Consider the following 18,693-nt stretch of genomic DNA (forward strand, 5'->3'; position numbering starts at 1 on the left):
GCAGGGGGTTATAGCGGGTAAGACCGGGGATCTTAAGTCTGCGCCATCGGCAGCATCGCTCACCCAGGGAAAGGATTGCGATGCTGCGTTGAAACGTTATTAACGGCCTTTTGCCAGATATTGATTCATCTCTTCTTCCGGCACCATTCCACCTCCCGTCGCCCACACCAGATGAGTGGTATTACGCAGTTGTTCTGCGCTGAAACCGTGCATCTGTTGGTAACTTACTGATGCACACACGCGCTGAGGTCCGGTCATACCCGCCAGTGCCGAAGGTTCAAGACGAATACCTTCTTCCTGCGCCAGCCAGCCAAGCATGTCATACATGGTTTGATCGCTAAGGGTATAGAAGCCATCCAGCAGACGCTCCATTGCCCGCCCGACAAAGCCTGATGCGCGACCAACTGCAAGGCCATCCGCTGCGGTAAGGTTGTCGATACCAATATCCTGAACAGAAATCTGATCGTGTAATCCTGTATGGATGCCTAACAGCATACAAGGGGAGTGCGTTGGTTCGGCAAAAAAGCAGTGAACATGATCGCCAAACGCCAGTTTAAGTCCGAATGCGACGCCACCAGGACCACCGCCAACACCACACGGCAGATAGACAAACAGAGGGTTATCAGCATCGACGATACGGCCTTGCTGGGCAAATTGCGCTTTAAGACGCTGGCCAGCGACGGAATACCCAAGGAACAACGTGCGGGAATTTTCGTCATCAATAAAGAAACAGTTCGGGTCAGACTGCGCTGCTTTACGTCCTTCCTCGACGGCAACACCATAATCTTGCTCATATTCCACGACCGTAACGCCATGGCTGCGCAGTTTCGCTTTTTTCCATGCCCGGGCATCAGCAGACATATGCACTGTCACCTTAAAGCCAATGCGGGCGCTCATAATGCCGATTGATAACCCCAGATTTCCGGTTGAGCCCACAGCAATGCTGTATTGGCTAAAGAACTGTTTAAACTCCGGAGAAAGCAGTTTGCTGTAGTCATCATCAAGCGTCAGCAACCCCGCTTCCAGAGCCAGTTTTTCTGCGTGTGCCAGAACTTCATAAATCCCGCCGCGTGCTTTTATGGAGCCGGAAATGGGCAAATGGCTATCTTTTTTCAGTAACAGTTGCCCGCTGATCGGTTGTTGATATTCCTTTTCCAGCCGTTTTTGCATAGCCGGAATGGCAACCAGTTCTGATTCAATAATCCCCCCAGTAGCAGCAGTTTCAGGAAATGCTTTTGCCAGATAGGGTGCAAAACGGGATAAGCGCGCATGGGCGTCCTGAACATCCTGTTCGGTCAGGCCAACATAAGGTAAACCTTCAGCCAATGAGGTCGTGCCAGGATTAAACCAGGTGGTTTCTTTAAGAGCAACCAGATCCTTTACCAACGGATACTGGGCGATGAGCGAGTTCATTTTAGCGTTTTCCATAGTACGTCTCTTTGCGCTTAGATGATAAATGACAGCAGGAATGTGCCCGCCAGAGCGACGACTGAAGCGATAAATGTCGCTGTCGTATAGTATTTAAATGTTTCATTGAGCGTAGCGCCGCAATATTGCTTCACCAGCCAGAAAAGCGAGTCCGTAACGATCGTGCAGCCAATTGCGCCTGAACCGATAGCAATCGCAATAATTTCCGGGCTGATGTCGGGATACAGCGGCAGCACAATGATCCATATTTATATTTTCTTCTCCAGGTTGGCGATGCCAGTTGGCATGTTTTTCTTACTTGCCTATATGGTTACTCGTTGGCGAGAACAGAGGCGGAATTGGGGACAATTGGCCGGGAATTATTGTTATTTTTTATTGTATTGCCGTGTCAGGTGATAGGGCGTTGGATCTCGCCAGTGACGTCTGTTTCTGCTACAGTGCCCGTTTTACGACAAACGGCTTGGGTATGGCTTCATTAAAGGATGTCGCACGCCTGGCGGGAGTGTCGATGATGACAGTCTCCCGGGTGATGCATAATGCAGAATCTGTGCGTCCTGCAACGCGTGACCGCGTATTGCAGGCAATCCAGACCCTGAATTATGTTCCTGATCTTTCCGCCCGTAAGATGCGCGCTCAAGGACGTAAGCCGTCGACTCTCGCCGTGCTGGCGCAGGACACTGCTACCACTCCTTTCTCTGTTGATATTCTGCTTGCCATTGAGCAAACCGCCAGCGAGTTCGGCTGGAATAGTTTTTTAATCAATATTTTTTCTGAAGATGACGCTGCCCGCGCGGCACGTCAGCTGCTTGCTCACCGTCCGGATGGCATTATCTATACTACAATGGGGCTGCGACATATCACGCTGCCTGAGTCTCTGTATGGTGAAAATATTGTATTGGCGAACTGTGTGGCGGATGACCCAGCGTTACCCAGTTATATCCCTGATGATTACACTGCACAATATGAATCAACACAGCATTTGCTCGCGGCGGGCTATCGTCAACCGTTATGCTTCTGGCTACCGGAAAGTGCGTTGGCAACAGGGTATCGTCGGCAGGGATTTGAGCAGGCCTGGCGTGATGCTGGACGAGATCTGGCTGAGGTGAAACAATTTCACATGGCAACAGGTGATGATCACTACACCGATCTCGCAAGTTTACTCAATGACCACTTCAAATCGGGCAAACCAGATTTTGATGTTCTGATATGTGGTAACGATCGCGCAGCCTTTGTGGCTTATCAGGTTCTCCTGGCGAAGGGGGTACGTATCCCGCAGGATGTCGCCGTAATGGGCTTTGATAATCTGGTTGGCGTCGGGCATCTGTTTTTACCGCCGCTGACCACAATTCAGCTTCCACATGACATTATCGGGCGGGAAGCTGCATTGCATATTATTGAAGGTCGTGAAGGGGGAAGTGTGACGCGGATCCCTTGCCCGCTGTTGATCCGTTGTTCCACCTGATATTATGCTAACCCAGTTGCCAGAGTGCTCCATGTTGCACCACAGCCACTCCGTGGGAGGCATAAAGCGACAGTTCCCGTTCTTCTGGCTGCGGATAGATTCGACTACTCATCACCGCTTCCCCGTCGTTAATAAATACTTCCACGGATGATGTATCGATAAATATCCTTAGGGCGAGCGTCTCACCCTGCGGGAGGAGAATACTACGGTAGCCGTCTAAATTCTCGTGTGGGTAATACCGCCACAAAACAAGTCGCTCAGATTGGTTATCAATATACAGCCGCATTCCAGTGCCGAGCTGTAATCCGTAATGTTCGGCATCACTGTTCTTCAGCGCCCACTGCAACTGAATCTCAACTGCTTGCGCGTTTTCCTGCAAAACATATTTATTGCTGATTGTGCGGGGAGAGATAGATTGATGCTGCTGGCGTAACGACTCAGCTTCGTGTACCGGGCGTTGTAGGAGTTTGCCATTGCTCTCTGATAGCTCACGCGCCAGCGTCATGCAGCCTGCCCAGCCTTCACGTTTTGAGGGCATTGGCGATTCCCACATATCCATCCAGCCGATAACAATACGCCGACCATCCTTCGCTAAAAAGCTTTGTGGTGCATAAAAGTCATGCCCGTTATCAAGTTCAGTAAAATGCCCGGATTGTGCAAAAAGTCGTCCTGGCGACCACATTCCGGGTATTACGCCACTTTGAAAGCGATTTCGATAACTGTATCCCTCGGCATTCATTCCCTGCGGGGAAAACATCAGATAATGCTGATCGCCAAGGCTGAAAAAGTCCGGACATTCCCACATATAGCTTTCACCCGCATCAGCGTGGGCCAGTACGCGATCGAAAGTCCATTCACGTAATGAACTGCCGCGATAAAGCAGGATCTGCCCCGTGTTGCCTGGGTCTTTCGCCCCGACTACCATCCACCATGAGTCGGCTTCACGCCACACTTTAGGATCGCGGAAGTGCATGATTCCTTCTGGTGGAGTGAGGATCACACCCTGTTTCTCGAAATGAATACCATCCCGACTGGTAGCCAGACATTGTACTTCGCGAATTGCATCGTCATTACCTGCACCATCGAGCCAGACGTGTCCGGTGTAGATAAGTGAGAGGACACCATTGTCATCGACAGCACTACCTGAAAAACACCCGTCTTTGTCATTCTCGTCTCCTGGCGCTAGCGCAATAGGCTCATGCTGCCAGTGGATCATATCGTCGCTGGTAGCATGTCCCCAGTGCATTGGCCCCCAGTGTTCGCTCATCGGGTGATGTTGATAAAACGCGTGATAACGATCGTTAAACCAGATCAGGCCGTTTGGATCGTTCATCCACCCGGCAGGAGGCGCGAGGTGAAAATGGGGATAGAAAGTGTTACCCCGGTGCTCATGAAGTTTTGCTAGTGCGTTTTGCGCTGCATGCAATCGAGATTGCGTCATTTTAATCATCCTGGTTAAGCAAATTTGGTGAATTGTTAACGTTAACTTTTATAAAAATAAAGTCCCTTACTTTCATAAATGCGATGAATATCACAAATGTTAACGTTAACTATGACATTTTGTGATCGAATATGCATGTTTTAGTAAATCCATGACGATTTTGCGAAAAAGAGGTTTATCACTATGCGTAAGTCAGATGAATTTAAGGGAAAAAAATGTCAGCCAAAGTATGGGTTTTAGGGGATGCGGTAGTAGATCTCTTGCCAGAATCAGACGGGCGCCTACTGCCTTGTCCTGGCGGCGCGCCAGCTAACGTTGCGGTGGGAATCGCCAGATTAGGCGGAATAAGTGGGTTTATAGGTCGGGTCGGTGATGATCCTTTTGGTGCATTAATGCAAAGAACGCTGCTAACTGAGGGAGTCGATATCACGTATCTGAAGCAAGATGAATGGCACCGGACATCCACGGTGCTTGTCGATCTGAACGATCAAGGGGAACGTTCATTTACGTTTATGGTCCGCCCCAGTGCCGATCTTTTTTTAGAGACGACAGACTTGCCCTGCTGGCGACATGGCGAATGGTTACATCTCTGTTCAATTGCGTTGTCTGCCGAGCCTTCGCGTACCAGCGCATTTACTGCGATGACGGCGATCCGGCATGCCGGAGGTTTTGTCAGCTTCGATCCCAATATTCGTGAAGATCTATGGCAAGACGAGCATTTGCTCCGCTTGTGTTTGCGGCAGGCGCTACAACTGGCGGATGTCGTCAAGCTCTCGGAAGAAGAATGGCGACTAATCAGTGGAAAAACACAGAACGATCGGGATATATGCGCCATGGCAAAAGAGTATGAGATCGCCATGCTGTTGGTGACTAAAGGTGCAGAAGGGGTGGTGGTCTGTTATCGAGGACAAGTTCACCATTTTGCTGGAATGTCTGTGAATTGTGTCGATAGCACGGGGGCGGGAGATGCGTTCGTTGCCGGGTTACTCACAGGTCTGTCCTCTACGGGATTATCTACAGATGAGAGAGAAATGCGACGAATTATCGATCTCGCTCAACGTTGCGGAGCGCTTGCAGTAACGGCGAAAGGGGCAATGACAGCGCTGCCATGTCGACAAGAACTGGAATAGTGAGAAGTAAACGGCGAAGTCGCTCTTATCTCTAAATAGGACGTGAATTTTTTAACGACAGGCAGGTAATTATGGCACTGAATATTCCATTCAGAAATGCGTACTATCGTTTTGCATCCAGTTACTCATTTCTCTTTTTTATTTCCTGGTCGCTGTGGTGGTCGTTATACGCTATTTGGCTGAAAGGACATCTAGGGTTGACAGGGACGGAATTAGGTACACTTTATTCGGTCAACCAGTTTACCAGCATTCTATTTATGATGTTCTACGGCATCGTTCAGGATAAACTCGGTCTGAAGAAACCGCTCATCTGGTGTATGAGTTTCATCCTGGTCTTGACCGGACCGTTTATGATTTACGTTTATGAACCGTTACTGCAAAGCAATTTTTCTGTAGGTCTAATTCTGGGTGCGCTCTTTTTTGGCCTGGGGTATCTGGCGGGATGCGGTTTGCTTGACAGCTTCACCGAAAAAATGGCGCGAAATTTTCATTTCGAATATGGAACAGCGCGCGCCTGGGGATCTTTTGGCTATGCTATTGGCGCGTTCTTTGCCGGCATATTCTTTAGTATCAGTCCCCATATCAACTTCTGGTTGGTCTCGCTATTTGGCGCTGTATTTATGATGATCAACATGTGTTTTAAAGATAAGGATCACCAGTGCGTAGCGGCGGATGCGGGAGGGGTAAAAAAAGAGGATTTTATCGCAGTTTTCAAGGATCGAAACTTCTGGGTTTTCGTCATATTTATTGTGGGGACGTGGTCTTTCTATAACATTTTTGATCAACAACTTTTTCCTGTCTTTTATGCAGGTTTATTCGAATCACACGATGTAGGAACGCGCCTGTATGGTTATCTCAACTCATTCCAGGTGGTACTCGAAGCGCTGTGCATGGCGATTATTCCTTTCTTTGTGAATCGGGTAGGGCCAAAAAATGCATTACTTATCGGTGTTGTGATTATGGCGTTGCGTATCCTTTCCTGCGCGCTGTTCGTTAACCCCTGGATTATTTCATTAGTGAAGCTGTTACATGCCATTGAGGTTCCACTTTGTGTCATATCCGTCTTCAAATACAGCGTGGCAAACTTTGATAAGCGCCTGTCGTCGACGATCTTTCTGATTGGTTTTCAAATTGCCAGTTCGCTTGGGATTGTGCTGCTTTCAACGCCGACTGGGATACTCTTTGACCAGGCAGGCTACCAGACAGTTTTCTTCGCAATTTCGGGTATTGTCTGCCTGATGTTGCTATTTGGCATTTTCTTCCTGAGTAAAAAACGCGAGCAAATAGTTATGGAAACGCCTGTACCTTCAGCAATATAGACGTAAACTTTTTCCGGTTGTTGTCGATATCTCCATATCCCTCAACCGGAAAATAATAATAGTAAAATGCTTAGCCCTGCTAATAATCGCCTAATCCAAACACCTCATTCATGTTCTGGTACAGTCGCTCAAATGTACTCCGGATACACGGTTCGCTGATTTCCAGGACATTGTCGTCATTCAGCGACCTGTCCCGTGTATCACGGGCCTGCGAATTCATCAAGGAATGCATTGCGGAGTGAAGTATCGAGTCACGCCATATTTCGCGATCAGGATTCTGTGTGATGGTTACATCGCCCGGCCCAGGGCTGTTTAGTCATCAGCGCTTTCTGACAGTGCTGAGATTTCAACCTGTTGCAGTAAAAATGAGTAGATATAAGGTAAGTGTGCTGCCAAACCTATCTTTTACGGGGTGAAGGTAGATTTCGTTTGAAGGGTATCTGGTGTCCCCTGCAGGAATCGAACCTGCAATTAGCCCTTAGGAGGGGCTCGTTATATCCATTTAACTAAGAGGACAATGCGGCATGAGTATACCCGCTAATGGACTGCGGGGTAAGTACGCTGCCGTGCGATTGCTTAAACCCTCGCCATTTATGCCGGGTTTTTATCATTTTTCTTAATGTTTTCCGCACGTTCTGCTTTTTGGCGTGCTTCTGCTTTGCGCTTGTTGCTCATGTCGTTACGGATCTGTGCATGACTCATTAACGCGAAGATAAAGGTGCCGCCGCAGATGTTCCCCGCTAAAGTAGGTAGTGCGAAGGGCCAGATGAAATCGCTCCAGTGCAGCGTACCGTTAAACACCAGATAGAGGATTTCAACAGAACCGACAACGATGTGAGTGGTGTCACCCAGGGCAATAAGCCAGGTCATCAATATAATCACCACAATCTTTGCCGCACCCGCTGCAGGAAACATCCATACCATAGTGGCGATCAGCCAGCCGGAAATGATCGCGTTGGCAAACATCTCGCTGGGGGTGTTCTTCATCACATCCATGCCGATTTTGACAAATGCATCGCGAGTTTCTTCATTGAAAATAGGCATATATTCAAATGCCCACGCAGCAATACCTGTCCCGAGAATATTACCCAGCAGCACGACGCCCCATAACCGCATAAGTAAGCCAACGTTGCTCATTGTCGGTTTTTGCATGACGGGTAGTACCGCAGTCACGGTGTTTTCGGTAAATAATTGCTGGCGGGCCATAATGACGATAATAAAACCAAAGGTATAACCGAGATTCTCCAGCAAGAAGCTGCCCGGCACACCTTCCAGTTCGACATGAAATATCCCTTTTGCCAGTAATGAAGCGCCCATCGACAGACCCGCCGCAATGGCTGACCACAGTAGTGCCATTGCGTCGCGTTCCAGCTCTTTTTCACCATCCTGGCGGATATGCTCATGAATTGCCATCGCCCGGGAGGGGAGTCGATCTTCATCTATTTCTATTTTTTTGCCACTCTCTTTTTCTTCGCTCTCAACTTCAATTTCGTCGCTGTGTTGATCAATTTTGTCGTTGTCCATGGTCTCTTCTCTTGAATTAGCACGTATAGCTAAAGCGTAGCGGCTTTTTCGCTCGCAACTGGCGGGAGTTACTCTGAAAATGTAGAAAAGGCCGCGTTTGCCTTTTTCTGTTTCTATAGAATCAAGTAGCCTACAGGGCGGCGATTACCAGGCTATGATCAAATCAGCAAATCAGGGCGTCTGGACATCAGTTGACGTGCTGTTACAATCGCCCACACCTAAACAGGCGGATACGGTATCGTTCCGTCATGGATGGCAAACTGCATAAGCCATAAAAAAACAGGGAGACATTTATGAAGCTTCGCCTGTCGGCGCTTGCTCTGGGAACTACGCTTCTGGTGGGGTGTGCGAGTTCCGGTACAGATCAGCAAGGGCGTTCTGACCCGTTAGAAGGGTTCAACCGCACCATGTACAACTTCAACTTCAATGTATTAGACCCGTATATTGTTCGACCGGTCGCTGTTGCCTGGCGTGATTATGTTCCACAACCGGCGCGTAACGGTTTGAGCAACTTTACCGGCAACCTTGAAGAACCTGCGGTGATGGTTAACTACTTCTTGCAGGGCGACCCTTATCAGGGGATGGTCCACTTTACCCGCTTTTTCCTGAACACCATTTTGGGGATGGGCGGCTTTATTGATGTTGCAGGGATGGCGAACCCGAAACTGCAACGGACTGAACCTCACCGCTTCGGTAGTACGCTTGGTCATTATGGCGTGGGTTATGGGCCTTACGTCCAGTTACCGTTCTACGGTAGCTTCACGCTGCGTGATGACGGTGGTGATATGGCGGATGGTCTTTACCCGGTTCTTTCCTGGCTGACCTGGCCGATGTCTGTGGGTAAATGGACGCTTGAAGGGATAGAAACTCGTGCGCAGTTGTTGGATTCTGACGGTCTGCTGCGTCAGTCGTCCGATCCTTATATTATGGTGCGCGAAGCGTACTTCCAGCGTCATGATTTCATCGCTAATGGCGGCGAACTCAAACCGCAGGAAAATCCGAACGCGCAAGCGATTCAGGATGATTTAAAAGATATCGATTCTGAATAAGAAACAAATAAAAAAGGTGAGTCGCAATACTCACCTTTTTTGTTGTTATCCCTCAATTATCACAAGTAAAAGGAGATAAACCGACAATGACCCGGACGTAATTATGTAAAAATACTGATGTTCGTCACTGACTATTTCCGATATTCAGCTGTTGAAAAATCAAAAAACTGGAAAAATAATTTAAATATCATCAAAATTAACACCTAGCGCATATAGTTGATTAATTTCATTTTGATATTTCGTCTGGCGATCTTGAAGCCTTTTTCAATGTTACCTTCGAGTTCCTTAAAGTGCTTATATATTTTTTGAGAATGGTCAACGTTAACTTCGTTACCGAATAAAGTAGAAACTATTTCTTTTGTATTCTCAAGTGTATATTTTCTATCATCCTCTTAATATTCATATCCTCTTGCTAGATTTGAAGGATTAAAAGCTTCGTTAAGTTCTCTCAGTCTTTCCCCTTTGAGTTCGTTTACAACTTGATGATCGGAACCTGTTGCAAATGATTCTGCAATGATTGCTTTACTGTGTTCAAACCACGCAGAAGCACTCCTGGCTTTTTTACTACAATATTGGGTGAGATTATCACCATCAATACGAAATCCTTTTTGAATGTGGTAGCCATCCTGATCGTAGTAACCGAGAGATAAGTAATCATTTCCATTTTTATTTTTAATTACAATAGCGAGAGAGTCGCCTTTTTTATCTTTACCGTACCAGGTAAATAAGCCCGTTGGTTCGCTTTTCCCGCTCTCATCGAATTCCGTTACCGTATGTCTGAGTTTATGTGATATTTTATCGAAGATAAAACTTGGATCTTCATCATATATTTCTTTTATTGCGCTGAAGATCATTTTCTTGTTATTGATATCATGAGTATTCTCTACTATGTTTTCATTGATGATGGTTTGGCCGACTTTTTTGTTTTCATCGTTCGCGGGTGATTTTATTGGTTCTTGATTATCAATATCAATATCGTCTGTATCATTGGAGTCAATGCCAATATCACTACGATCATCAATACCACCATCAGTAAATTCAGCATTATTTATATCATCATGAGTCTTCTCAACTATGTTGTCATTAATGATAGTACGGGCGAGTTCTTTGTCTTTATAGCTCGCAAGTAATTTTATTGGTTCTTGGTTATCGATACCAATAGTAATATAGTCTGAATCATTGGAACCAATATTAATATAAGTAACTGAGGAATTATTAATATTAAATCTATCAGGATTGTCGTTTACTCGTATGGCGTTTTTTATAAGCTCAAGCAGATGTTTAATACAGGTGCTTATTCCTTCCTTACCATTAAAAAGGTTTTTGAACTCTTGTACTAATCCATTAACTTCATCATTGTTATTTTCATTGATGGATTCTGGGTAAGCTGCACTGGTATTGTTGATTGAAATAGATGGTAGCATGATTTTATTCCATTTTGATTGATTTGTTACAAATATATATTACCTAATGAAATAGACTATCAAAAAACGCTCATTTATTTAGAGCCTATCTTTAATTTGAGTGTATGAGCGCACAATAGCCAGGGGGTTGAGTATCCTGGAAATTCAGAAAAGTAAACTCTTTGAGAAGGACGAGCAGAACGCCTGAAAATATGCGTTTCCCTTCAGGTTTGTCTGTGGATACCACTTACTGATTTGAAAGGGCAAGCTGCCATCAGGCTGTTTGCAAAACTCAGGAGGCAAGCAATGAGGAAACTACTTTCGGTGAAGTGGGGGAGTTAAAGTCACCTGCATAGCAGGTGACTTTATCCAGGCGAACGCGTTATCAGAACGCGTAGTTAAAGTTAGTACCGAACAGCCAGGCTTTACCTTCAGATTTAAAGGTATATGCTGCTGGCCCTTCACCTTCAGTAAACTTCACATTCTGACCGTGCATATAAGATGCACCAACGTCAATGGATGCATCTTCATTAAATGCATAAGTCGCACCTGCACTTAACCACAGACGATCCTGATCTGGGATAGAGATAGAACGTTTATCTGCCGGAACCGGGCTGTCATCGAATGCAATACCCGTACGGAAGGTCCAGTTTTTATCGTGGTAGTAGCTTGTACCTAACGCGATACGGTAAGCATCCCGGAAACCTTCGTCTTTATAGAACAGCGTTTGACCAGAGTCTCCTTTCGCTTTCAGTTCCTGGAATTGACTCCAACTGGTATACGCCAGACTATAGTGGATAGCCCATTGTGGTGCGACACGGTTATAGCCAGAAATTTCCCACATCTCAGGTAAATTCAGCGTTAAGGACCCATTTTGGGTTGCACCCATTGTGCCATATGGTAAACCCATGCTACCCAAAATGTTGTTCAGATTTGGGTTGATGGAGCTTTTGTAATCTCCTTCAAAGTCAATTTTCACTTCTGAACGATAGGTTAGGCCCCAACGGTTATCTTTATCCAGTTCATAAAGAATACCGGCGTTCCAGCCGAATCCCCATTCATCACCCTTGAGATGAGCAATTTGCGAATCCGGTGTATTGATGCCGTTTGTCCAACTTTGTGGCACGCCTTGCGCTATCAGTTGTTGGGAAAGCAATGGACCGAGTGAACCGGCAGTACGCTCAATTTTTGCCTTAGCGTATACAGCATCAAAACCAAGACCAAAACTCCAGCTATTGTTAAGGCGGTAGGCTCCGCTAAGGTTAAGGTTGATCGTCTGCAGATCGGTTTTACCGCCATAGATTCCAGCAGCGTAGTTATCATTAAATTCCGTGGCCAGACCATAGTTCGAGGTAATAGAAGCCCCCCAACCAAACTGATCGTTAATAGGTGCTACGAAATGTAGGTTAGGCACCCACGCAGTTGGTGCAATATTATCTGCATCAGCACGCTGGCCCGTTAAATCGGAACGCCCAGAAATATCTACATCCGGATCAATATAAACCGCACCCGCAGAAAATGTCGGGCGGTCAAACATGGTAATCAATGCGGGGTTACGGCTGACGTTACCTGCATCATCGGCAATTGCGCCTTCCCCTGAATAAGCCCGGCCCAGGCCAGAGGAAGAAAATTCGTTTAACTGAAAGCCTGCCGACCAGGCCTGGGTGGAGATAAGTGCCACTGCGACTGCGAGAGCAGACTTTGTAAACAGGGTTTTCTGGCTCATGACCATAACCTCAATGATTTATTTTTATACAAACTATGTTACGTGCTGTAACAGGAGCGCGAAGTGTAGGGTCTGAGGTACATCTTAGAAATCAGACCAGTGGCGAGAGTATAGGTCGGACCAGCTGGAATGTTGCAAGTATGTTTCTATCTTTTTTCAAATATGATCTAAGAAACGCGATCCAGCTGGCAAAATTTGGAGGTGGCGCACTCATGGATTCGGGTGAATTTTGTTTTAGATCATTTTTAAGTGTGATTTCGGTCACTTATCCGATTTTGCAGAATTAACAACTGGAGCAGCACTTTCCGGAAGCGTAAAATATCCACAACGTTTATCTGGCACCTTGGGTGCACATACAGAGGAAATCAACGATGAGTAAATGTAGTGCTGATGAAACCCCGGTTTGCTGCTGTATGGATGTTGGCACCATTATGGACAACTCCGACTGCACCGCGTCTTACAGCCGCGTGTTTGCAAACCGCGCAGAAGCAGAACAAACGCTGGCGGCGCTGACTGAGAAAGCCCGTAGCGTGGAATCCGAACCGTGCAAAATCTCCCCGACTTTCACTGAAGAGTCTGATGGTGTGCGCCTGGATATCGATTTCACTTTTGCCTGCGAAGCTGAAATGCTGATCTTCCAGCTGGGTCTGCGTTAATTCCTCTCGGGTACGTACGCCCCTGTCAATTGCTGGCAGGGGCGTTTTCTTTTCTCTTCTTCTTTTCTCTCTGTGTCATAGCTCCCACTTTCCCTTTTCTCCGCTTGGCTAAATGTAAAAAAATGGTTAAGACTATGATCAGGTCAGACCACTTTATTTATTTTTTTACAGGGGAGTGTTATGGGTCAGGTTTTACCGCTGGTTACCCGCCAGGGCGATCGTATCGCCATTGTTAGCGGTTTACGTACGCCTTTTGCCCGCCAGGCGACGGCTTTTCATGGCATTTCCGCGGTTGATTTAGGGAAGATGGTGGTAGGCGAACTGCTGGCACGCAGCGAGATCCCCGCCGAAGTGATTGAACAACTGGTCTTTGGTCAGGTCGTACAAATGCCTGAAGCTCCCAACATTGCGCGTGAAATTGTTCTCGGTACTGGAATGAATGTGCATACCGATGCTTACAGTGTCAGCCGCGCTTGCGCTACCAGTTTCCAGGCGGTTGCAAACGTCGCAGAAAGCCTGATGGCGGGGACTATCCGAGCGGGGATTGCCGGTGGGGCAGATTCCTCTTCGGTATTGCCAATTGGCGTCAGTAAAAAACTGGCGCGCGTGCTGGTTGATGTCAACAAAGCCCGCACAATGAGCCAGCGTCTGAAACTCTTCTCTCGCCTGCGTTTGCGCGACTTAATGCCCGTACCACCTGCGGTAGCAGAATATTCTACCGGCTTGCGGATGGGCGACACTGCAGAGCAAATGGCGAAAACCTACGGCATCACCCGAGAACAGCAAGATGCATTAGCGCACCGTTCGCATCAGCGTGCCGCTCAGGCATGGTCAGACGGAAAACTCAAAGAAGAGGTGATGACTGCCTTTATCCCTCCTTATAAACAACTGCTCGCGGAAGACAACAATATTCGCGGTAATTCCTCGCTTGCTGATTACGCAAAGCTGCGTCCGGCGTTTGATCGTAAACACGGCACGGTAACGGCGGCGAACAGTACGCCGCTGACCGATGGCGCAGCGGCGGTGATCCTGATGACTGAATCCCGGGCGAAAGAATTAGGGCTGGTACCGCTGGGATATCTGCGCAGCTACGCATTTACCGCTATTGATGTCTGGCAGGACATGTTGCTCGGTCCAGCCTGGTCAACACCGCTGGCGCTGGAGCGTGCCGGTTTGACGATGAGCGATCTGACATTGATCGATATGCACGAAGCCTTTGCAGCTCAGACACTGGCGAATATTCAGTTGCTGGGTAGTGAACGTTTTGCTCGTGAAGCACTGGGGCGTGCACATGCCACTGGCGAAGTGGACGATAGCAAATTTAACGTGCTTGGCGGTTCGATTGCTTACGGGCATCCCTTCGCGGCGACCGGCGCGCGGATGATTACCCAGACATTGCATGAACTTCGCCGTCGCGGCGGTGGATTTGGTTTAGTTACCGCCTGTGCTGCCGGTGGGCTTGGCGCGGCAATGGTTCTGGAGGCGGAATAATGGAAATGGCATCAGCGTTTACTCTTAATGTTCGTCTGGACAACATTGCTATCATCACCATCGACGTACCGGGTGAGAAAATGAATACCCTGAAGGCGGAGTTTGCCTCGCAGGTGCGCGCCATTATTAAGCAACTCCGTGAAAACAAAGAGTTGCGCGGCGTGGTCTTTATTTCCGCGAAACCAGACAACTTTATCGCCGGAGCTGACATCAACATGATCGGCAACTGCAAAACGGCGCAAGAAGCGGAAGCTCTGGCGCGGCAGGGCCAACAGTTGATGGCGGAGATTCATGCTTTGCCCATTCCGGTTATCGCGGCTATTCATGGCGCTTGCCTGGGTGGTGGGCTGGAGTTGGCGCTGGCGTGCCACGGTCGCGTTTGTACTGACGATCCTAAAACGGTGCTCGGTTTGCCTGAAGTACAACTTGGATTGTTACCCGGTTCAGGCGGCACCCAGCGTTTACCGCGTCTGATAGGCGTCAGCACAGCATTAGAGATGATCCTCACCGGAAAACAACTTCGGGCGAAACAGGCATTAAAGCTGGGGCTGGTGGATGACGTTGTTCCGCACTCCATTCTGCTGGAAGCCGCTGTTGAGCTGGCAAAGCAGGATCATCCATCTTCCCGCCCTCTACCTGTACGCGAGCGTATTCTGGCGGGGCCGTTAGGTCGTGCGCTGCTGTTCAAAATGGTCGGCAAGAAAACAGAACACAAAACTCAAGGCAATTATCCGGCGACAGAACGCATCCTGGAGGTTGTTGAAACGGGATTAGCGCAGGGCACCAGCAGTGGCTATGACGCTGAAGCACGGGCGTTTGGCGAACTGGCGATGACGCCACAATCGCAAGCTTTGCGTAGTATCTTTTTTGCCAGTACGGAAGTGAAGAAAGATCCCGGTAGTGATGCGCCGCCTGCGCCATTAAACAGCGTGGGAATTTTAGGTGGTGGCTTGATGGGCGGCGGTATTGCTTATGTCACTGCTTGTAAAGCGGGGCTTCCGGTCAGAATTAAAGATATCAACCCGCAGGGCATAAATCATGCGCTGAAGTACAGTTGGGATCAGCTGGAGGGCAAAGTTCGCCGTCGTCATCTCAAAGCCAGCGAACGTGACAAACAGCTGGCATTAATCTCCGGAACGACGGACTATCGCGGCTTTGCCCATCGCGATCTGATTATTGAAGCTGTGTTTGAAAATCTCGAATTGAAACAACAGATGGTGGCGGAAGTTGAGCAAAATTGCGCCGCTCATACCATCTTTGCTTCGAATACGTCATCTTTACCGATTGGTGATATCGCCGCTCACGCCACGCGACCTGAGCAAGTTATCGGCCTGCATTTCTTCAGTCCGGTGGAAAAAATGCCGCTGGTGGAGATTATTCCTCATGCGGGTACATCAGCGCAAACCATCGCCACTACGGTAAAACTGGCGAAAAAACAGGGCAAAACGCCCATTGTCGTGCGTGACAAAGCCGGGTTTTACGTCAATCGCATCTTAGCGCCTTACATTAATGAAGCTATCCGCATGCTGACCGAAGGTGAACGGGTAGAGCACATTGATGCCGCGCTAGTGAAATTTGGTTTTCCGGTAGGTCCAATCCAACTTTTGGATGAGGTAGGAATCGACACCGGGACTAAAATTATTCCTGTACTGGAAGCCGCTTATGGAGAACGTTTTAGCGCGCCTGCAAATGTTGTTTCTTCAATTTTGAACGACGATCGCAAAGGCAGAAAAAATGGTCGGGGTTTCTATCTTTATGGTCAGAAAGGGCGTAAAAGCAAAAAACAGGTCGATCCTGCCATTTACCCGCTCATTGGCGCACAAGGGCAGGGGCGACTCTCCGCACCGCAGGTTGCTGAACGGTGTGTGATGTTGATGCTGAATGAAGCAGTACGTTGTGTTGATGAGCAGGTTATCCGTAGCGTGCGTGACGGGGATATTGGTGCGGTATTTGGCATTGGTTTTCCGCCATTTCTCGGTGGACCGTTTCGCTATATCGATTCTCTCGGCGCGGGCGAAGTGGTTGCAATAATGCAACGACTGGCCACGCAGTATGGTTCACGTTTTACCCCTTGCGAGCGTTTAGTCGAGATGGGTGCGCGTGGGGAAAGTTTTTGGAAAACAACTGCAACTGAACTGCAATAAGAAGGTCAAAGCTATATGAATCCGCGCTGAATGGCGGAGTGTTGGTCAAAATGCAAACGCATATTGACTATACTTACGCCATTGAGGTAAAAAACAGCGTTTCATTCGGTGAATGGATAAGGCACAATGCCGGCCACCGTTTTCTTTCTCTGGTTTCAGATGAAAGAAAACGGGCGAATCTGGTTAACAAAAGCGGTGCAATATGCAAGTTTTTATCATGCGTCACGGCGACGCAGCCCTCGATGCCGCCAGTGATTCGGTTCGTCCTCTGACTACTAATGGTTGTGACGAATCTCGCCTGATGGCGAACTGGCTGAAAGGTCAAAAAGTGGAAATCGAACGCGTTCTGGTGAGCCCGTTCCTGCGAGCCGAGCAAACACTGGAGGAAGTAGGGGATTGTCTGAACCTGCCTTCCAGTGCAGAAGTTCTGCCGGAGTTAACGCCCTGCGGCGATGTTGGTCTGGTCAGTGCCTATTTGCAGGCGTTGACCAATGAAGGTGTTGCTTCGGTGTTGGTTATCTCCCACTTACCGTTAGTTGGGTATCTGGTCGCCGAGTTATGTCCGGGCGAAACGCCGCCTATGTTTACCACCTCGGCCATTGCCAGCGTCACGCTTGATGAAAGCGGAAACGGCACATTCAACTGGCAGATGAGCCCGTGTAATTTGAAGATGGCGAAAGCTATCTGATTTGTTTGAAAAAATGCCCGATGTAAGCTGTACATCGGGCATTTGTCTTTTTGCAATAGTATAAATTCACTAAAAACCCTTCACGGAGTTGGTATGCTGCGATGATGATTTCATCGCACTCTTTCCTCTGCTTCCCTATTAATTTCTGATGAAATGAGACTAAGTTGTAATATATTCTTACAAATTATAAAGCTAATGGAACAATTAACAGTAAAAAAGAAATGATATTTTTGTGTCTTGATTTAATATTGTTTGTGATGCTTTAATATTATATCTTCAAAAAATACAATTTCAAAATTAATCTAAGATCGTCTTTTTTGTATACACTTCCCATAAATTTTAATTATGTAAAAGATGTTTTCTAAGCATTTTATTTGTTTTTTATAAGTAAACTCTCAAAATTTCACCTTTTTGATTATATGTTAAGTGCTCCTTAATTCACTGTTAAGTAAATATAATTTGAAACAATAAAGACAAAATATCACCATCCGCCCACACCAAAGAATATCTTCTTATGCGACCTATTTTCTTGTTAGTTAGATCGGATAGCTTATTCAATGGCTGGGTATAAATAATTGCTATTGACTGAATCAATGTATTGCAATGTTTATATTTTTAATTATTTATGGTTTAAGGACAAATAATGAGTAAGTTTGTAAAAACAGCTATTGCTGCAACAATGGTAATGGGTGCGTTCGCTTCTACTTCAACAATCGCCGCTGGCAACAACGGTACAGCTCGTTTTTACGGCACCATTGAAGATTCCCCGTGCTCCATCGTTCCTGATGATCACAAACTGGAAGTGGATATGGGTGACATTGGTTCAGGGATCCTGAAAAACAACGGGACTTCTACACCGAAAGCTTTCCAGATCCATCTGCAAGATTGTGTGTTTGACACCCAGACAACGATGACCACTACCTTCACGGGTAACGCGTCTTCTACCAACAGCGGCAATTACTACACCATTTACAATACCGATACCGGTGCGGCATTTAACAATGTCAGCCTGGCCATTGGTGACGCTCAGGGGACCTCTTACAAAAGCGGCGCGGGTATCGACCAGAAAATCGTAAAAGATACGGCGACCAACAAAGGCAAAGCGAAGCAGACGCTGGACTTTAAAGCCTGGCTGGTGGGCGCTGCTGATGCGCCAGATTTAGGTAATTTTGAAGCCAACACGACCTTCCAGATTACTTATCTCTAAGTGATACCCCCATAGCTTTCGGGCT

15 protein-coding genes, 1 tRNA gene and 1 pseudogene are annotated in these 18,693 nt (G+C 47.4%); 9 read left to right on the forward strand and 8 right to left on the reverse strand.

Translation table 11 applies throughout. The features are described from left to right. Positions 1-99: 99 nt before the first annotated feature. Both dsdA and ACJHW7_RS05055 read right to left on the reverse strand, forming a co-directional pair. Complete coding sequence (dsdA, locus tag ACJHW7_RS05050; RefSeq protein WP_040234849.1) at positions 100-1,428, reverse strand: D-serine ammonia-lyase; 1,329 nt, start codon at positions 1,426-1,428, stop codon at positions 100-102. A 17-nt stretch (positions 1,429-1,445) separates the two neighbouring features. Further along, positions 1,446-1,664, reverse strand: a pseudogene (locus ACJHW7_RS05055) (D-serine transporter DsdX); the annotation flags it as partial. A gap of 230 nt (positions 1,665-1,894) precedes the next feature. Here ACJHW7_RS05055 and ACJHW7_RS05060 point away from each other — a divergent pair. Then, complete coding sequence (locus ACJHW7_RS05060; RefSeq protein WP_001301925.1) at positions 1,895-2,890, forward strand: LacI family DNA-binding transcriptional regulator; 996 nt, start codon at positions 1,895-1,897, stop codon at positions 2,888-2,890. Between the two features lie 7 nt (positions 2,891-2,897). On the opposite strand, the gene cscA is transcribed toward ACJHW7_RS05060, so the two are convergent. Beyond that, positions 2,898-4,331, reverse strand: a complete 1,434-nt coding sequence (gene cscA / locus ACJHW7_RS05065) for a sucrose-6-phosphate hydrolase (RefSeq protein ID WP_040234848.1) — start codon at positions 4,329-4,331, stop codon at positions 2,898-2,900. Positions 4,332-4,546: 215 nt separating this feature from the next. Here cscA and ACJHW7_RS05070 point away from each other — a divergent pair, with 215 nt between their 5' ends. After that, a complete protein-coding gene (locus ACJHW7_RS05070; protein WP_033815387.1) occupies positions 4,547-5,461 on the forward strand; it encodes an aminoimidazole riboside kinase in 915 nt (304 codons plus the stop codon). A gap of 71 nt (positions 5,462-5,532) precedes the next feature. Beyond that, positions 5,533-6,780: an oligosaccharide MFS transporter gene (locus ACJHW7_RS05075; protein WP_040234847.1), complete on the forward strand. Its 1,248-nt coding sequence runs from the start codon at positions 5,533-5,535 to the stop codon at positions 6,778-6,780. A gap of 79 nt (positions 6,781-6,859) precedes the next feature. Here the strand turns inward: ACJHW7_RS05075 and ACJHW7_RS05080 are convergent, their stop codons facing one another. The 3 genes from ACJHW7_RS05080 to ACJHW7_RS05090 form a co-directional block, all read right to left on the reverse strand. Then, complete coding sequence (locus ACJHW7_RS05080; protein WP_224433087.1) at positions 6,860-7,042, reverse strand: DUF4942 domain-containing protein; 183 nt, start codon at positions 7,040-7,042, stop codon at positions 6,860-6,862. 179 nt (positions 7,043-7,221) lie between these two features. Further along, positions 7,222-7,296, reverse strand: a tRNA-Arg gene (locus tag ACJHW7_RS05085). Positions 7,297-7,371: 75 nt separating this feature from the next. Further along, positions 7,372-8,304, reverse strand: coding sequence for a formate/nitrite transporter family protein (locus tag ACJHW7_RS05090; protein ID WP_000368149.1), 933 nt, complete (start codon positions 8,302-8,304; stop codon positions 7,372-7,374). A gap of 293 nt (positions 8,305-8,597) precedes the next feature. Here ACJHW7_RS05090 and mlaA point away from each other — a divergent pair, with 293 nt between their 5' ends. Continuing rightward, complete coding sequence (gene mlaA / locus ACJHW7_RS05095; RefSeq protein ID WP_000776768.1) at positions 8,598-9,353, forward strand: phospholipid-binding lipoprotein MlaA; 756 nt, start codon at positions 8,598-8,600, stop codon at positions 9,351-9,353. A 392-nt stretch (positions 9,354-9,745) separates the two neighbouring features. Here mlaA and ACJHW7_RS05100 read toward each other — a convergent pair whose 3' ends face one another. Together ACJHW7_RS05100 and fadL are read right to left on the reverse strand one after the other, a co-directional pair. Continuing rightward, the gene (locus ACJHW7_RS05100; RefSeq protein WP_001367658.1) at positions 9,746-10,777 is read right to left on the reverse strand and encodes a hypothetical protein; all 1,032 of its coding nucleotides are present in this window, start codon (positions 10,775-10,777) and stop codon (positions 9,746-9,748) included. Positions 10,778-11,141: 364 nt separating this feature from the next. Beyond that, complete coding sequence (gene fadL / locus ACJHW7_RS05105; protein ID WP_021557024.1) at positions 11,142-12,482, reverse strand: long-chain fatty acid transporter FadL; 1,341 nt, start codon at positions 12,480-12,482, stop codon at positions 11,142-11,144. 371 nt (positions 12,483-12,853) lie between these two features. On the opposite strand from fadL, the gene ACJHW7_RS05110 reads away from it, so the two are divergent. From ACJHW7_RS05110 to ACJHW7_RS05130, 5 genes are all read left to right on the forward strand, one after another. Further along, positions 12,854-13,138, forward strand: a complete 285-nt coding sequence (locus ACJHW7_RS05110) for a YfcZ/YiiS family protein (RefSeq protein ID WP_000030901.1) — start codon at positions 12,854-12,856, stop codon at positions 13,136-13,138. A 180-nt stretch (positions 13,139-13,318) separates the two neighbouring features. Further along, a complete protein-coding gene (gene fadI / locus ACJHW7_RS05115) occupies positions 13,319-14,629 on the forward strand; it encodes an acetyl-CoA C-acyltransferase FadI (RefSeq protein WP_000531988.1) in 1,311 nt (436 codons plus the stop codon). Further along, positions 14,629-16,773 carry a fatty acid oxidation complex subunit alpha FadJ gene (fadJ, locus tag ACJHW7_RS05120; protein WP_021557023.1) on the forward strand — a complete coding sequence of 715 codons (2,145 nt, stop codon included), beginning with the start codon at positions 14,629-14,631 and terminating at the stop codon, positions 16,771-16,773. Before fadI ends, fadJ begins: the two co-directional genes overlap by 1 nt. Before the next feature lie 202 nt (positions 16,774-16,975). Continuing rightward, positions 16,976-17,461 carry a phosphohistidine phosphatase SixA gene (gene sixA / locus ACJHW7_RS05125; RefSeq protein ID WP_001195819.1) on the forward strand — a complete coding sequence of 162 codons (486 nt, stop codon included), beginning with the start codon at positions 16,976-16,978 and terminating at the stop codon, positions 17,459-17,461. Positions 17,462-18,104: 643 nt separating this feature from the next. Continuing rightward, entirely contained in the window at positions 18,105-18,668 is a 564-nt protein-coding gene (locus ACJHW7_RS05130) for a fimbrial protein (protein WP_001613534.1), read from the forward strand. The last annotated feature ends 25 nt before the right edge of the window (positions 18,669-18,693 follow it).

Source organism: Escherichia sp. WS1152, from assembly GCF_046487665.1.
Lineage (GTDB): Bacteria > Pseudomonadota > Gammaproteobacteria > Enterobacterales > Enterobacteriaceae > Escherichia > Escherichia coli.

Bases quoted from the DNA above. Each gene is read 5' to 3' on its own strand.
- dsdA (WP_040234849.1), bottom strand. From the start codon at position 1,428: ATGGAAAACGCTAAAATGAACTCGCTCATCGCCCAGTATCCGTTGGTA.
- ACJHW7_RS05060 (WP_001301925.1), top strand. From the start codon at position 1,895: ATGGCTTCATTAAAGGATGTCGCACGCCTGGCGGGAGTGTCGATGATG.
- cscA (WP_040234848.1), bottom strand. From the start codon at position 4,331: ATGACGCAATCTCGATTGCATGCAGCGCAAAACGCACTAGCAAAACTT.
- ACJHW7_RS05070 (WP_033815387.1), top strand. From the start codon at position 4,547: ATGTCAGCCAAAGTATGGGTTTTAGGGGATGCGGTAGTAGATCTCTTG.
- ACJHW7_RS05075 (WP_040234847.1), top strand. From the start codon at position 5,533: ATGGCACTGAATATTCCATTCAGAAATGCGTACTATCGTTTTGCATCC.
- ACJHW7_RS05090 (WP_000368149.1), bottom strand. From the start codon at position 8,304: ATGGACAACGACAAAATTGATCAACACAGCGACGAAATTGAAGTTGAG.
- mlaA (WP_000776768.1), top strand. From the start codon at position 8,598: ATGAAGCTTCGCCTGTCGGCGCTTGCTCTGGGAACTACGCTTCTGGTG.
- ACJHW7_RS05100 (WP_001367658.1), bottom strand. From the start codon at position 10,777: ATGCTACCATCTATTTCAATCAACAATACCAGTGCAGCTTACCCAGAA.
- fadL (WP_021557024.1), bottom strand. From the start codon at position 12,482: ATGAGCCAGAAAACCCTGTTTACAAAGTCTGCTCTCGCAGTCGCAGTG.
- ACJHW7_RS05110 (WP_000030901.1), top strand. From the start codon at position 12,854: ATGAGTAAATGTAGTGCTGATGAAACCCCGGTTTGCTGCTGTATGGAT.
- fadI (WP_000531988.1), top strand. From the start codon at position 13,319: ATGGGTCAGGTTTTACCGCTGGTTACCCGCCAGGGCGATCGTATCGCC.
- fadJ (WP_021557023.1), top strand. From the start codon at position 14,629: ATGGAAATGGCATCAGCGTTTACTCTTAATGTTCGTCTGGACAACATT.
- sixA (WP_001195819.1), top strand. From the start codon at position 16,976: ATGCAAGTTTTTATCATGCGTCACGGCGACGCAGCCCTCGATGCCGCC.
- ACJHW7_RS05130 (WP_001613534.1), top strand. From the start codon at position 18,105: ATGAGTAAGTTTGTAAAAACAGCTATTGCTGCAACAATGGTAATGGGT.